The sequence below is a fragment of the Streptomyces sp. NPDC005408 genome, from assembly GCF_040606445.1.
Lineage (GTDB): Bacteria > Actinomycetota > Actinomycetes > Streptomycetales > Streptomycetaceae > Streptomyces.
In genome coordinates this window covers 74,278-88,865 of sequence record NZ_JBEXEX010000032.1, presented here as the reverse complement: position 1 = coordinate 88,865, position 14,588 = coordinate 74,278, and the positions used below count along the sequence as shown (strand labels likewise).

The 14,588-nt window shown below is 68.8% G+C and carries 13 protein-coding genes and 1 pseudogene; 3 read left to right on the top strand and 11 right to left on the bottom strand.

The features are described from left to right. Positions 1 to 107 precede the first annotated feature (107 nt). The 4 genes from ABZS64_RS26360 to ABZS64_RS26345 form a co-directional block, all read right to left on the bottom strand. Complete coding sequence (locus ABZS64_RS26360) at positions 108 to 599, bottom strand: Asp23/Gls24 family envelope stress response protein (protein WP_355834461.1); 492 nt, start codon at positions 597 to 599, stop codon at positions 108 to 110. A gap of 127 nt (positions 600 to 726) precedes the next feature. After that, positions 727 to 897: a hypothetical protein gene (locus tag ABZS64_RS26355; RefSeq protein WP_355834458.1), complete on the bottom strand. Its 171-nt coding sequence runs from the start codon at positions 895 to 897 to the stop codon at positions 727 to 729. A gap of 36 nt (positions 898 to 933) precedes the next feature. Continuing rightward, a complete protein-coding gene (locus tag ABZS64_RS26350) occupies positions 934 to 1,290 on the bottom strand; it encodes a PRC-barrel domain-containing protein (protein WP_355834455.1) in 357 nt (118 codons plus the stop codon). Positions 1,291 to 1,629: 339 nt separating this feature from the next. Further along, the gene (locus ABZS64_RS26345) at positions 1,630 to 3,828 is read right to left on the bottom strand and encodes an MMPL family transporter (RefSeq protein WP_355834452.1); all 2,199 of its coding nucleotides are present in this window, start codon (positions 3,826 to 3,828) and stop codon (positions 1,630 to 1,632) included. Positions 3,829 to 3,912: 84 nt separating this feature from the next. Between ABZS64_RS26345 and ABZS64_RS26340 the strand changes: the two genes are divergently transcribed. Then, complete coding sequence (locus ABZS64_RS26340; RefSeq protein WP_355834449.1) at positions 3,913 to 4,563, top strand: TetR/AcrR family transcriptional regulator; 651 nt, start codon at positions 3,913 to 3,915, stop codon at positions 4,561 to 4,563. A 136-nt stretch (positions 4,564 to 4,699) separates the two neighbouring features. Here the strand turns inward: ABZS64_RS26340 and ABZS64_RS26335 are convergent, their stop codons facing one another. The 3 genes from ABZS64_RS26335 to ABZS64_RS26325 form a co-directional block, all read right to left on the bottom strand. After that, positions 4,700 to 5,518: an SGNH/GDSL hydrolase family protein gene (locus tag ABZS64_RS26335; RefSeq protein ID WP_355834446.1), complete on the bottom strand. Its 819-nt coding sequence runs from the start codon at positions 5,516 to 5,518 to the stop codon at positions 4,700 to 4,702. After that, a complete protein-coding gene (locus ABZS64_RS26330; RefSeq protein WP_355834443.1) occupies positions 5,505 to 6,074 on the bottom strand; it encodes a PadR family transcriptional regulator in 570 nt (189 codons plus the stop codon). The genes ABZS64_RS26335 and ABZS64_RS26330 overlap by 14 nt, the downstream gene beginning before the upstream one ends. Before the next feature lie 179 nt (positions 6,075 to 6,253). Beyond that, on the bottom strand, positions 6,254 to 7,174 hold the full coding sequence (locus tag ABZS64_RS26325; RefSeq protein ID WP_355834440.1) for a hypothetical protein: 921 nt from the start codon (positions 7,172 to 7,174) through the stop codon (positions 6,254 to 6,256). 358 nt (positions 7,175 to 7,532) lie between these two features. On the opposite strand from ABZS64_RS26325, the gene ABZS64_RS26320 reads away from it, so the two are divergent. Beyond that, the gene (locus ABZS64_RS26320) at positions 7,533 to 8,738 is read left to right on the top strand and encodes a cytochrome P450 (protein ID WP_355834438.1); all 1,206 of its coding nucleotides are present in this window, start codon (positions 7,533 to 7,535) and stop codon (positions 8,736 to 8,738) included. Between the two features lie 455 nt (positions 8,739 to 9,193). Then, complete coding sequence (locus ABZS64_RS26315) at positions 9,194 to 10,351, top strand: type III polyketide synthase (protein ID WP_355834435.1); 1,158 nt, start codon at positions 9,194 to 9,196, stop codon at positions 10,349 to 10,351. A 358-nt stretch (positions 10,352 to 10,709) separates the two neighbouring features. On the opposite strand, the gene ABZS64_RS26310 is transcribed toward ABZS64_RS26315, so the two are convergent. From ABZS64_RS26310 to ABZS64_RS26295, 4 genes and pseudogenes are all read right to left on the bottom strand, one after another. Continuing rightward, positions 10,710 to 13,121 (bottom strand): excinuclease ABC subunit UvrA, encoded by a 2,412-nt coding sequence (locus ABZS64_RS26310; protein WP_355834433.1) that lies wholly within the window; start codon positions 13,119 to 13,121, stop codon positions 10,710 to 10,712. 272 nt (positions 13,122 to 13,393) lie between these two features. Next, positions 13,394 to 13,609 (bottom strand): hypothetical protein, encoded by a 216-nt coding sequence (locus ABZS64_RS26305; protein WP_355834431.1) that lies wholly within the window; start codon positions 13,607 to 13,609, stop codon positions 13,394 to 13,396. A gap of 139 nt (positions 13,610 to 13,748) precedes the next feature. After that, positions 13,749 to 14,105 carry a VOC family protein gene (locus ABZS64_RS26300; protein ID WP_355834428.1) on the bottom strand — a complete coding sequence of 119 codons (357 nt, stop codon included), beginning with the start codon at positions 14,103 to 14,105 and terminating at the stop codon, positions 13,749 to 13,751. A gap of 106 nt (positions 14,106 to 14,211) precedes the next feature. Continuing rightward, positions 14,212 to 14,274, bottom strand: a pseudogene (locus ABZS64_RS26295) (VOC family protein); the annotation flags it as partial. Between the last annotated feature and the right edge of the window lie 314 nt (positions 14,275 to 14,588).

The following is a 14,588-nucleotide window of genomic DNA, read 5'->3' as shown; positions in this document are numbered from 1 at the left end:
CAACGCGGCGTGGGGGCACCTCCCGTGCCCGAAGGGCTACGGGGGAGTGCGTGCCAGGGCACGCGAGCCCGGCAAGATCCGAACGACAGGCCCTAGGGCGGGAGTGGTCACTGCACCCGACCCTCGGGTGTCCCTTCCTCCTCTTCGTACGGGAGATGGACGTCGTTGACGGCGATGTTCACCTCGACCACTTCCAGACCCGTCATCCGCTCGACCCCGGCGATGACGTTCTCACGGACCTCTGCGGCGACGTCGGCGATCGCGAACCCGTACTCCACGACGACCGCGAGATCGATGGCGCTCTGGCGCTCGCCCACTTCCACCTTGACTCCGTGGCCGACGCTTGTTCGCCCACCGGGGACCATGCCGCGTACCGCGCCCATGGTGCGGGCGAACCCGCCGCCCAGGGCGTGGACGCCCGGCACTTCCCGGGCCGCCATCCCGGCGATCTTTTCCACCACCCCGTCCGCGATGCTGGTTGCGCCCCGGATCCCCGGCGCCGCGTCCGGCCCGGTCTTTTTGGACTTCAGCGTTCTTTCCCGCTGTGGGCGGGACGCACGGGGCTCGGTTGGTGCGGTTGTACTGATCGGCTCCGTCATCTGAAGCCACCTCCTCGATCCGCAGTGCCCTGGCGGACCCTGCGAAGTGTGTCGATCGCAGTCTTCGCCGCCTCGGCTCGGCCCCACGCCCAGGTTGGGGGCTGCAGGGGCAGGCTGCCAGGCATGGTCATCGCGGCGGGCGTCGCCGCGTCCGCCGGGACAAGCGCCGGGCAGCGAAGGCCAGATCGGCTGCGAACAGCAGGATGCCGATGATGAGCAGGTAGCCCAGCCCGTTCGCCGCGGTGCCGATGATTCCCAGCACGATGGCCACGATGATCAGGAGCAGGAAGAGAACCATGACGCGAACGCATCCTTGGGAATGAAAATCCGGAGGTCAGCGGCGTGCGAGCTGTCGTTCGCCGTTGGCGCCTGGCTGGTAGCTCATTCCGTAGTGCTGGAAGATCGCCTCCTCCCGCTCAGCGGGCAGTACGTCGTCCGTGCCAATTGCGGGGGCCTTTCTGACCAGCGCTTTGGCGTGGGAGACCTTGAGGTAGCCCGGTCCGACGATCGCGTCGTCGATGGGGACGAAGACCAGGCGGTGGCGGGTGGGCATGCCGGTCAGCACGGTGGCCATCGCGGGCTCGTCCGTGGTGGTGTCTACGTAGATGGCTTCGAGGACACCGATCTTGCGCCCGCCCGGGTCCACCACGGCTTGGTTGCGCCACTCGCGGATGTCGGCTGCCTCGATCATCGCCGCTGTCCCTCTGTCGCATGTCCTGTCCGGCCGTAGATCAGGCCGGGCCATTCGGAATCGCATGGACGCCATCACAAGACGTCCTCATTCTCAGCGTGCCCCCGCCGGACCCAGGGCGCCACGCCAGGTGGAGCGCTCGTCGCGCCGTCGCACTTCAGCATCGGCGGCGCCGCGGATGCCGGGCATGGACCCGCGTGAGCCGCCCCTGCAAGGGCGTCGGGATCGCCGGGGGAGTGCTGCCCGAGGCAGCGCGGCCGCGCCCGGGGCCGCCACGTGCGGTCGACGGTCGCTGGAATTCGTCCGATGCGGCGGCGGCTTTCGTACGGGTGTAAGGGGTCAGACCCTGGCGGGTGTTGGCTCCTTCTCGGTGGGTGCGCTCTCGGTGAGGCCAAGCCGCCGGTGCACCGCGCGCAGCGGCCTCGGCGCGTACCAGGCCGTGCGTCCCAGCAGTCGCATGGCCGCCGGCACGAGCACCCCGCGTACGGCCACGGCGTCGATCAGGATCGCCAGGCCGCTGCCGAGCCCGAACATCTGGATGAAGCTGACGTGGGCCGTGCCGAAGGCGAAGAAGCTCACGGCGAGCAGCCCGGCTGCCATGGTGACGATTCGTCCGGTGTGCGACAGCCCGCTGGTGACGGCGGTCTCCGTGTCGGCGCCCGCGTCGTGCAGCTCCTTGATCCGGCTGGTCACGAAGACCTCGTAGTCCATGGACAGGCCGAAGGCGATGCAGAACATGAGCACCGTCATCGAGGTGTCCATCGGCTGCGGTGTGAAGCCGAGCAGGGAGGACAGGTGGCCGTCCTGGAAGATCCACACCATGACGCCGATGGCCGCGGTGAGGCTGATGGCGTTGAGGATCAGCGCCCGCAGTGGCTGGACCACGCTGCCGGTGAACAGGAAGAGGATCAGGAAGGTGGTGCCCGCCACGAGGCCGATTGCGGCCGGGAGCCGGTCGGCGATCGAGGACTTGGAGTCGACGAGGCGCGCGTCGGTGCCGCCGACCAGCGCCGTGGTCCCGGCGGGCGGATCCACTGCCCGTACGTCCTTGACGAGGTTCTGAGCCTCGCCCGACTTGGGGGTGAGGTCGGTGACGACGGTGATGCGCTGGGCGTCGGGCCGGCCGAGCGCGGCGTTCGCGGGCCCGGGCAGGGCGGAGCGGCCGTCTTGGAAGGTGCCGGCGGAGGTCTCGACCCGCACCGCGCCGTCGAGCCGCGAGAGGTCGGTCGCGTACGAGCGCAGGTCGGCCGGGGCCACCGGCCCGGTCGTGACGATCTGCACCGCCGACTCGTCGCTGCCATTGAAGTCGTGCTGCACCGCGGTGGCGACCTGCCGGCTCTGGGCGCTCTCGGGCAGCACCCGCTCGTCCGGTGTGCCGAAGGTGACGCCGAGCAGCGGACTCGCGGCGAGCAGCAGTATCGCGAGGACCGGCAGTGCGGTCAGGGCGGGCCTGCGCATGACCGTGCGGGACAGCCGGGCCCAGAGGGGTGCCTCGGCGCTCCGTACCGTCTTCGCCCAGGGCAGTCGGCCGTTGTTGACCCGGTGGCCCAGTACGGCGAGCAGCGCCGGGATGACGAGCAGGGCGCTGACGGCGGCGATGGCCACTACGCCGATGCCCGCGTAGGCGAAGGAGCGCAGGAAGTACTGCGGGAAGACGAGCAGCGCGGCGAGTGCGGCGGCGACGGTGGCCGCGGAGAAGGCGATCGTCCGTCCGGCCGTCCGTACCGTGTGCCGGAGCGCTTCGGGAACGTCGGCGCCTTCTGCGAGGTGCTCGCGGAACCGGCTGATCATGAGCAGGGCGTAGTCGATGCCGAGGCCCAGGCCGAGGGCGGTGGTGAGGTTGATCGAGAACACCGACACGCTGGTGAGGCTGCCGAGCACATAGAGCTCGGCGAAGGTGCCGACGATTGCGATCAGCCCGATGACCAGCGGCAGCAGTGCCGCGACGACGCTGCCGAAGGCGATCACGAGCAGGACGAGGATCAGTGGCACGGCGATCATTTCGGCCAGCGCGAGGTCCTTGGCGACCTGGGTGGGCACTTCGTCGCCGACCGCGGCCGCTCCGCCGGCCTGAACGGTCAGCCCGTTCCGGTCGCCGGTGTACTTGCCGATGATCGCCGAGGCGTTGTCGGCCTGCTCGGTGTCGTCGCCCTTGACGTGGGTGAGCACCAGCGCCTCGTTCCCGTCCCGGGAGGTCAGCGCGGAGGCGCCGGAGTCCCAGTACGAGATCACGTTCGCCACGGTGGGCTCGCCCTTGAGCTCCGAGGTGAGGGTGCGGCCGGCGCGCTCGGCGGCGGGGGAGCCGACGCCGCCGTCGTCGGCCCGGACCAGCAGGACCAGGTTGCTCTCGCCGCCGAACTTCTCGTCGATGAGCTGCTGGGCGCGGGCCGAGGGCGCGCTCGGATCCTCGAACCCGCCGCCCAGGAGCTTGCCGAACGCCCCGAACCCGATGGCGCCCATGGCGACCACGGCCACCACGGTGAGTGTCAGTACGAGCCGGCCCCGCCGGAGGGCCAGCTCCGAAATTCGGCCGAACATGGTCATCACCTCTGGATGTTTACGCCATTAACATCGAAAGTGGCACACAATGTTAATAGCGTCAACATCAGACAGGACGGGGTCATGGGATCGACTACGGGCGGCAAGGCCCGATACCACCACGGCGACCTGCGCAACGCGCTGATCGAGGCCGCCGTCGAACTCGCGACCGAAGGCGGCCCCGAGCGTGTCGTACTGCGTGAGGCGGCCCGCAGCGTCGGCGTGTCACCCACCGCCGCCTACCGCCACTTCACCAGCCATGGAGATCTCCTCGAGGCGGTGAAGATCCGCGGCCAGCAGGCGCTCGCCGATTCGATGGCCGAGGCCGTGCGTGTACACCCCGGGCTCGACGACCCGGGTGAGGAGGCCGTTGCCAAGGTCGAGGCGATCGGCCGTGGGTACGTCCGGTTCGCGATCGAGCACCCGGGGCTCTACCGCACCGCCTTCTGCCGTACGCCCTTGGCGCAGAGCAGCGACTTCAACGGCCTCGAGGCCCCCGAGGCCAGGCCGGAGTTCGCTGCGTTCGTGCTGCTCTCGGACGTGCTCGACACGCTCGTGGCCGCGGGCCGGATGCGGCCGGAGAACCGGCCCGCCGCCGAGGTTGCCGCCTGGTCGGCCGTCCACGGCCTCTCCCTGCTCATCCTCGACGGCCCGCTCGCCCGCCTCCCCGCCGAACAGCGCGACGCGGTCGTCGAACGCACCCTCACCACCATCTCCGCCGGTCTCACCCGCTAGGGCGTCCACGGTGTCGGGCATGCCTTGCTTGTCGCAGGCCGGATGGATCTCGGCGCTCAGCCCGTCGCCCGGCAGCGAGGCCATGTGCACAGCGCCGGGCGGTTCGAGAGGATCCGTCCCGGGGCCGATGCTGTCTCTACGGCGATTCCTGCTGACCGGTTTCTGCCGGGGAGTCGGGCGTGGCGCTCAGGGGCAGGAGTTGGGGGCGTTTTGCGGTGCGGCCGTCGCCGGAGGACTGACCGCGCAGACGGCGTCCGAGCCAGGGGCCGAGGAATCCAGCCGCCCATTGCAGTTCGGCTCCTGCGGCTTGCCGGCCCGCGGGAACTGCCTGTGGTGGCAGGGGGAGCGTCCAGGCGTCGTCGCTTCCGGGCAGGTGGATGGCTTGGGCGACGGCTGCGGCGATCCGTTCGTGGCCGAGGGGGCTGGCGTGGAGTCGGTCCGCGCTCCACAGCCGTGGGTCGGTGGCGACGGGCTGCCGGGCGGTTTCGGCGACCGTGACCCCGTGACGGGCGGCCGCAGCGCGGATGCGGGTGTTGAGGTCGAACACGCGGGACCTGATCGGCCGGGCCAGGGGCGTGATCTTTCCGACGTCGGGGAAGGTCAGGGTCGCCACGTGGGCCCCGGCGGCGGTGAGCGCGGCGAACATCTCTTCCAAGTGCCCTGCCACCTCTGCGGCGTTGAAACGGGGCCGGAGCAGGTCGTTGACCCCGGCGACGACGGTGGCCAGGTCGGGGCGCAGCGCCAGGGCAGGCCCCAGCTGTTCAGTGCGGACCTGGCCGGCGACACGTCCTCGGACGGCCAGATTGGCGTAACGAAGCCCGGGGTTGGCGGCCGCGAGGTGCTCGGCGAGCCGGTCGGCCCAGCCCCGTAGGCCGATGCTGTCGTCCCCGTCGCCGAGCCCTTCGGTCTGGCTGTCGCCCAGGGCGACGTAACGCAGGTAGTCACCGCTCGGCATGAGTCGTCTGCCTTTCCCACAGGACGGTTGCGATCCGCAGGCACCAGTCCCGGTGGCCCTGTTCAAAGTCCAGGCCGCGCAGGCATGTCAGGTACGGCCCGATCCGCTCGCCTCGGCGCAGGAACTCCTCCTCGTCCATTTCGCCGCGCATCTTCCGTAGCAGCTTGCCGAGAAGCTCGATCTTGGCCTCGGCTGCGGACGCTCGCTCTTCGAGTTGTTCGATCACCGGCGCGGTGCCGATGCGGTCGGCGGCCTGGACCTTGACGAGCAGATCGTCGCGGATGAACGAGGGCTTCGATACGGCTGCGGCGAACTTTTCCAGCTCTGCGCGGCCGGCGTCGGTGACCGTGAACAGGCGCTTGTTGGGGCGGGCCTCCTGGACCACCTGCCGGCCTGCGACCAGCCCTTCCTTCTCCAGCTTGGTCAGCTCGGCGTACAGCTGCTGGGGCAGGGCGTGCCAGAAGTTCGCGACGCCGATGTCGAACGCCTTCGCCAGCTGGTATCCGCTGTACTCGCCGTCGAGCAGCGCCGCCAGCACCGCATGTCGCAAGGCCATCGGGGCAGCCCCTTCCCTCTTTCTCGTCCGCCCCTGCATCGTACTCAAGGAAGTGACTAATCACATCCTTGATTATCAGGAAGAGGCATCGAGACTGCTGAAACACCTGCGCTCCTCTCAGCGCCGCTGCCTCTCGGGCCCCGCCCGCTGTACCGCCGTCCGGCTTGCTGACGTGTCGATCACTTCTCATCCGCTTCCCTACGCGCGGCCCGGGCGTGCGCGGCCTGTGCGCCGCTGCGAGCTTCGCCGGCCTTACGGGCGGCATCCGAGGCCGCGCGCCGAGCCCGGTCGAGTGCGCTGCGGGCCTGGCGTTTGTGCTCCTCGGCGGCTTTCAGCTCCTGGGTGAGGGCCGCGGTCCGCCCCTCGGCCTCCCGGAGCTGCTTCTCGGCCTGCCCCTGTGCCGATTCGGCCTGCCGGAGTTGGTCCTCCCGGTCGCGTGCCTGCCGCTCGGCACTCTCCGCGTCCTCGCGGGCCTGGGCGACCTTGCGTTGCCGTTCCGCCGTGCGCTGCTGTGTGCCACTTCGACTCGACGCCTCGCCAGCCTGCGTGGCGTCCTGACCGGCGGGGCCGCCGGAGCGCGTTGAGGGTGAGGCGGAAGTCGTTCGCTGGACGCCGCTGGCGGCGGCCGGGGGGAAGCCGACCGGGGGAGTGAGCGGTTTGACGAGGCGGCCGGAGGCCCATTCCTGGGCTGCCTGCGGATCGGCCAGGACCGCGTGCAGGGTTCCTTCGACTTCGCGCTGCGCCGCGTCGCTGAGCGGATGCCCTGCTTCGGCTGCCAGCCGGCGGGCTTGGCGCACCAGCTCGCCGATCAGGCGATGCTGCTGGCTGGACAGTTCACGGAGCTGCTCCGGGTCGAGTTCCTGGTGGGCTTCTCGCAGGCCCTCGCCGAGGCGGAGCAGACCGGCGACGGCGTCGGGCCGACCACGTACGAGCCGGTTGCCGGCCCATGCGGACAGCGTCGGCCGCCTCAGCGCACCGATTTTGCCCGCCAGTTCTCTGTCTCCGGTTGTACGGGCTGCGGCCGCGTGCTGGTTGCGGGCGTCGATGAAGTCTTCGGGTGGAAGCCCGTACAGCTCGTTGGCGATGCTCTCCAGATCCACGGTTCACTCAGCACCCTTCACTCCGATAGGGACGAGTTTGCACTCTTTGACGGGGTAATTCCCTGTTCGGTGGAGGGGGAGGGTGGCCGGCGAACGTACTCATGGTGCGGGGGCGGAGGTGGCCGGGCCCTCCGGCAGCGCGCAGCAAGGCGGCGGGCGCCCTCACAGCGCTCAAGTACCGCTCTCCGGCACGGTGGTGGGCGGGGTGTCGGGCAAGCGGCAACGTCCCACGCGGCATCGTGCCTGAGCAACACGGATGAAATCTCGGTTCATTCCGGGGCGATCCGGTAGGGCAGCGGGCGGAACGGGTACGGCTGTCGCGTCCAGAGCAGCAGCAGGTGCCCACCTGGAGATCCGCATGACCCTCGGCTCCAACCCCCGGAACTGTCCATTCGGCTTCGCCGAGGCCCTCGAGTTCGACCCGGTGCTCAGAGAGCTCATGAACGACGGACCCGTCGCCCGGATCCGTCTGCCCTACGGCGAGGGCACGGCATGGCTCGTCACCGGCTACGACGACGTGCGGACGGTGACCACCGACCGGCGTTTCAGCCGCAACGCCGTCGCCGGCCGGGACTTCCCGCGCATGACACCCGAACCGATCGTCCAGTCCGAGGCGATCAATCTCATGGACCCACCGGCCAGCAGCCGCCTGCGCAGCCTTGTGTCGAAAGCCTTCGCCCCGGCCCACATCGAACGCATGAGGCAGCGCACCCAGCATGTCGTCAACGAGCTGCTCGACCGGATGACGGACCACGGCACCCCCGCCGACCTCATGGAGCACCTTGCCGGACCACTGCCTCTGATCACGATCTGCGAGGTTCTGGAGATCCCCGAGGCGGACCAAACGCAGCTGCGCGCCCACGCCCGGACAATGATGGACACCGCAGTCGGCAACCGGGACGCCGCCGTACGGGCCAAGGCCGACTTGCGCGCCTACTTCGCAACGCTGACCGCGCAGCGCCGAAGGAATCCCGGTGACGACCTGATCAGCGCTCTGGCGACGGCCCGTGACGGCGATGAAATCCTTGACGACCAGGAACTGGCCGTCATGGCCATGGTCCTGCTCATCACAGGCCAGGACACGACAACGTACGAGATCGGGAACCTGGCCTACCTGTTGCTCACCCGGCCTCACGTACTGGCGACATTGCGCGAGCGCCCGGAGATGTTGCCCAAGGCGATCAACGAGCTGCTGCGCTTCATCCCCTTCCGCAAGGGTGTCGGTATCCCCCGAGTGGCCATGGAAGACGTGGACCTGAGCGGGGTCACGATCCCCGCCGGCGACATTGTGCACGTCTCCTATCTGACCGCCAACCGGGACGACCGCAAGTTCGACCGACCCGACGAGCTGGACCTGGAACGCACCGGCCCACCCCACATGACCTTCGGCTGGGGCGCCCACCACTGCCTCGGCGCACCACTTGCCGCAACTGAACTCGAAGTCGCCCTCGGAACGCTTATTGAGCGCTTCCCCCGCCTCGCGTTGGCCAAGCCCGCCGAAGAACTGCAGTGGAACACGACGTCGATCTGGCGCTTTCCACTCGCGCTGCCGGTCACCTGGTGAGAGCGGAGCACACGACCCCGGTACCGAGCGGGCCGCGGGGTTTCACCTCTCACCGGTGACATCCCGCGGCCCGCTCCGCCGCAACCGCGAGAGAACTCTCCGGCACCGGAGGGCCGAGGCACGACGCGACAGTCCGCAGCCGACGAAGAGGGTCGCTTCACCCTGCTCCACCAGGCCGCCGCACGGTCCTCGGGGCGGTCCGCGGACCGACATGCGGCAGTGATCCATCTGCCGTACATTGAAATGCGCTGGCCAAGCCGCCGAGGCGGCTCCCAAGCCTTGCCGCTCAGCCCGGACGCCATCCCCGACGGACGGCCCGGCTGCGCTCCATCTCAAGCAATCCACCCCGGCGCCATCTCCGAGCGCCCAGGTCAGTTGCGGCTGCCCGCCGACCGTTGAACTCCCAGGACAGGCCACGGCCGTGCCCGGGATCACCGACCGCAAGGAGCAATCCCATGGCAGTTCTGTGCAAGCCGGCAATAGCGGTCCCCGAACACGTCATCACCAACGAGGAAACCCTCGAGCTGGCACGGAGGTTGCACCACGGCCATCCACAACTTGCCCTGGCGCTACGCCTGATCGAGAACACCGGGGTGCAGAAACGGCATCTGATCCAACCCATCGAGGTGGTACTGAAGCATCCGGGGCTGGATGCCCGCAGCGCCATCTACGAAGCGGAGTCCAAGGCCCGCGTACCTACCGTCGTTCAGCGGGCGCTCGACCAGGCTCAAGTGGATCCGTCACAGATCGACTTGATCATCTATGTGTCCTGCACCGGCTTCATGATGCCCTCGCTTACCGCATGGCTCATCAACACCATGGGCTTCAAACCGGAGACACGGCAGATGCCCATCGCCCAACTCGGCTGCGCGGCAGGCGGAGCCGCCGTGAACCGAGCGCACGACTTCTGCACGGCGTACCCCGACGCCAACGTGCTGATTGTGGCCTGCGAGTTCTGCTCGTTGTGCTACCAGCCGACCGACCTCGGTGTGGGCTCGCTGCTCTCCAACGGCCTGTTCGGTGACGGCATAGCCGCCGCTGTGGTCCGAGGGAAAGGCGGCACCGGAATCCGCCTGGAAGGCAACGGCTCCTACCTCATTCCCAACACCGAGGACTGGATCTCCTACGCGATCCGCTCCACGGGCTTCCACTTCCAACTCGACAAACGGGTACCGAAGACAATGGAGCCCCTCAGCCCCGCGTTGCGCGCCGTGGCGGAACAGCACCAATGGAACGTCGGCAAACTGGACTTCTACATCGTCCACGCCGGTGGCCCGCGCATCCTGGACGACCTGAGCCACTTCCTCGACGTGCCGCCCGAAGCGTTCCGCTTCAGCCGAGCCACGCTCACCGAGTACGGCAACATCGCCAGCGCGGTCGTCCTCGACGCCCTGGCCCGCATGTTCGACGAGCAGTCGACACTCGACGGCCACAAAGGCCTGATGGCCGGCTTCGGTCCCGGCATCACCGCCGAGATCGCTCTGGGGACATGGACAACGCCGGGGGAACCCTCCGCAGGCTCGGCAAAGGCACAGCACGTCAAACGCCACCGGTTCGATCTGCAGGAACACACGCATCCTGGGGGCCGGACGAGATACGGCCACAAGGGATAGCGCCCGTCAGGTCGCCGTTAGCGGGAGTGCGGTGGCTGCGGAAGGTGCGAAGTGATGCCCGACCGTCATGGCGTGGTCGGCCGTCCCCGCGGGGCCGACGCAGAATCACAGCAGGCAGGGCGGGGCGCGGTGTCACGCCTTCGCTGCCTGGCTCGAGGTACGCCCCGTGGGAGTCCCGGCCACTCCTCTGGGCACCAAGGTGCTGACCCGCAGTGGAACTCGGTGACACCGAAGACGCGTCGTACGTCCGCATTTCCCGAGCCGGCTCCCGGCTGGTCCACTCCCGCGCCTGCCGGCTGAGTGGGACGAGTCGAAACAGATGAGAGAACTCGTCCCACGGTGTCCGCGAGAGCCTCGGTCAGGTGCCGACGTAGGCCGCGAGGTGCTCGCCGGTGAGGGTGGAGCGAGCGGCCACGAGGTCGGCGGGTGTGCCCTCGAAGACGATCCGGCCGCCGTCGTGGCCGGCGCCGGGGCCGAGGTCGATGATCCAGTCGGCGTGCGCCATGACCGCCTGGTGGTGCTCGATGACGATGACCGACTTACCGGAGTTGACGAGCCGGTCGAGCAGGCCGAGCAGCTGCTCCACATCGGCGAGGTGGAGGCCGGTGGTCGGCTCGTCGAGGACGTAGACGCCGCCCTTGTCTGACATATGAGTGGCCAGCTTGAGCCGCTGCCGCTCGCCGCCGGACAGTGTGGTGAGCGGCTGGCCGAGGCTGAGGTAGCCGAGCCCGACGTCGGCGAGCCGGTCGAGGATGCGGTGCGCGGCCGGCGTGTGCGCCTCGCCGGCGCCGAAGAACTCCTCGGCCTCGGTCACCGACATCGCGAGCACCTCGCTGATGTCGCGGCGGCCGAGGTGGTAGTCGAGCACCGATGCCTCAAACCGCTTGCCCTCGCACACCTCGCAGGTGGTGGCGACGCCGGCCATGATCGCCAGGTCGGTGTAGATGACGCCGGCGCCGTTGCAGTTGGGGCAGGCACCCTCGGAGTTGGCGCTGAACAGCGCCGGCTTCACGCCGTTGACCTTGGCGAACGCCTTACGGATCGGGTCGAGCAGTCCGGTGTACGTCGCCGGGTTGCTGCGCCTCGAGCCCTTGATCGGTGCCTGGTCGATCGACACCACACTCTCGCCGGCGGCCCCCGACTGGTGTGGCAGCGACCCGTGCACGAGCGAGCTCTTGCCGGAGCCGGCGACCCCGGTGATGACGGTAAGCACCCCGAGCGGGATGTCGACGTCGACATCCCGCAGGTTGTTCGCCGTCGCGCCGCGGATCTCCAGCGTGCCGGTGGGCTTCCGCACCGTCTCCTTGAGAGTCGCCCGGTCATCGAAATGGCGGCCGGTGATAGTGCCGCCGGACCGCAGCCCCTCGACGGAGCCCTCGAAGCAGACGGTGCCGCCCGCCGTACCGGCGCCGGGGCCGAGATCGACGACATGGTCGGCGATCACGATCGTCTCCGGCTTGTGCTCCACGACGAGCACTGTGTTGCCCTTGTCCCGCAGCCGCAGCAGCAGGTCGTTCATCCGCTGGATGTCATGGGGGTGCAGGCCGATGGTGGGCTCGTCGAAGACATAGGTGACGTCGGTGAGCGAGGAGCCGAGGTGGCGGATCATCTTGACGCGCTGCGCCTCGCCGCCCGACAGCGTGCCCGCCGGCCGTTCGAGCGAGAGGTAGCCGAGCCCGATCTCCACGAACGAGTCGAGGGTTCGTTGGAGCGCAGTGAGCAGCGGTGCCACCGAGGGCTCCTTGAGGCCGCGGACCCACTCGGCCAGGTCCCTGATCTCCATCGCGCAGGCGTCGGCGATGCTCTTCCGCTTGATCTTCGACGACCGGGCCCCCTCACTGAGCCGGGTGCCGTCGCACTCGGGGCAGGTGGTGAACGTGACCGCCCGCTCCACGAACGCCCGGATGTGCGGCTGCATCGCCTCCTTGTCCTTGGACAGGAACGACTTCTGGATCTTGGGGATCAGCCCCTCGTAGGTGAGGTTGACGCCGTTGACCTTGACCTTGACCGGCTCCCCGTAGAGGAAGTCCTGCAGCTCCTTCTTGGTGTACTTGCGGATCGGCTTGTCCGGGTCGACGAAGCCGGACTGGGCATAGACCTGCACGGTCCACTGACTGTCCGACTTCCAGCCGGGGATGGTGAACGCGCCTTCCGCGAGCGACTTGGAGTCGTCGTAGAGCTGGGTGAGGTCGATGTCGGAGACATTGCCCCTGCCCTCGCAGCGTGTGCACATGCCGCCGGTGCGGTTGAAGGTCGCCTTCACGGTCTTGGTCTTGGCGGCACCGCGTTCGACGGTGATGCCACCGCTCGCCCGGACCGAGGCGACGTTGAAGGCGTACGCGCTGGGCGAGCCGATGTACGGCTTCCCGAGCCGGCTGAAGAGGATGCGCAGCATCGCGTTGGCGTCGGTGGCGGTCCCGACGGTGGAGCGGGGGTCGCCACCCATCCGCTGCTGGTCGACGGTGATCACGGTCGTCAGCCCGTCGAGTACGTCGACCTCGGGCCGTGCAAGGTTCGGCATGAAGCCCTGCACGAAGGTGCTGTAGGTCTCGTTGATCAGCCGCTGCGACTCCGCGGCGATCGTGTTGAACACCAGCGAGCTCTTGCCCGAGCCGGAGACGCCGGTGAACACCGTCAGCCGGCGCTTCGGGATCTCGATGCTGAGGTCCTTGAGGTTGTTCACTCGCGCGCCGTGCACGCGGATCAGATCGTGGCTGTCGGCATCGTGCAGCGCAGGCGACTGCGTGTCCGTCTTCTCGGCCTGGCTCATCGTGTCTCCATCTGTTGGGCGGTGGCCGCCTTCGCGGTCTCCGCCGGCATCGCCTGGCTCGATCTGCCCAGCTGCGAGCAGCACGTCTGGTTCTACTTCCTCGTCGCGGCCGCGGCAACGGTCCGCTGTCTACCTGACCGGCGGTGTCTGCCGGGGTGGCGCGACGCCTGTCCGCCTGACGGGGTCGCGCTCGCCGCAAGAACCAAGGCAACCACGCCACTTCGGCCCCTGGAACCTCTGGGCTCCGGCCACGCGGCGCGCCCGGCCGAGTGTCAGACTAACCAGCGGCCGTAGCGCATCAGCTCGCGGTCTGGCATCTCCCTCACCTCGCGCCAAGCCTGGACGCGGTGCGGGCAGATGTGGAACCAGCGGTACGGCGAGGCCGGCGCACGCGGGTCGAAGCCGGTGTGCGCGACGAACCGGTCACCCTGCTCCTGCGGCAGCGCCTCGAGCTCGAGGACCTCGACTTCGCCCGCGATCATGGACATGTTGCGGGTGTGGCCCAGCCCCAGCCGCACCACCTACGGTGCACCGTCCGCACGAGGCACTGGCTGCCCAGCGTCTTTGTCGTGGGTGAGGAGATGCTTGGTGTCTCGACGCCCCTGAGCGGGGAAGCGGGGCCGGCACTCATTGGTCCTGAAGCAGCCCGAGCACGTTGCCATCGGGGTCGGTGACGGTGGCCACCAGGCGGCCGCCACCGACGTCGTGCGCGGGCTCCTTCACAGTGGCCCCCGCGGCGGTCACCTCGGCCAGCTTCGCCTCGATGTCCTCCACCTGCCAGTAGGCCACCGGCGAGGTCATGCCCTGCGAGCCCCCGCCCGGCACCAGCCCGATGTGCTGACCCCCGGCCTCGAAGCCGACGTAATAAGACTCGTCGCTCTGCGGCGGTACGCCGAGCAGGGCGGCGTACACCGCCTTGGCCGCCGCCAGGTCGGACACGGGATGCAGCACGGTCTTGATTCCCTGAGTGGAAGAGCCGGTCATGGTCACTCCTGAAGCCGTGGGTCGCATCGACCCGGTGGGATTGTCGGGGCCAAAGACGAACGGGAAGCCCGGAAGTGCGGACCTCGCAGCCGAGCCTGTCGCCCTAGAAGGCCAGGGATGCGTCCGGGTCGTCGTGCGGGAGGAAGGCCCAGTGAATGGTGATGTCCATGGCGGTCACGCTAGCTGCGGCTCGGTGACCGCGCTTCTCGGATCCTGATCGGTCTGTTTCGCCACGCACGAGAGCCCCGCTTATGCCTCCGGGTCGAAGACGGGGCGGCGTCCGCCGAGGCTGCTCCGTCGCCGCCGGTCGGCGGCCTGGGCGAGCGATGGAGAGAGTTGGTTCTGGCCACCGCTCGGACACTGAGCACCCGCGGCCTCGACCGCACGGTGTCTCGAGGATCTATCTCAGTACTCCTCGATCGTGACGGAAATTACATTCTTCCGATTTCGTCCATTTTGTGGATTATTCTGTGCGAATTCGCT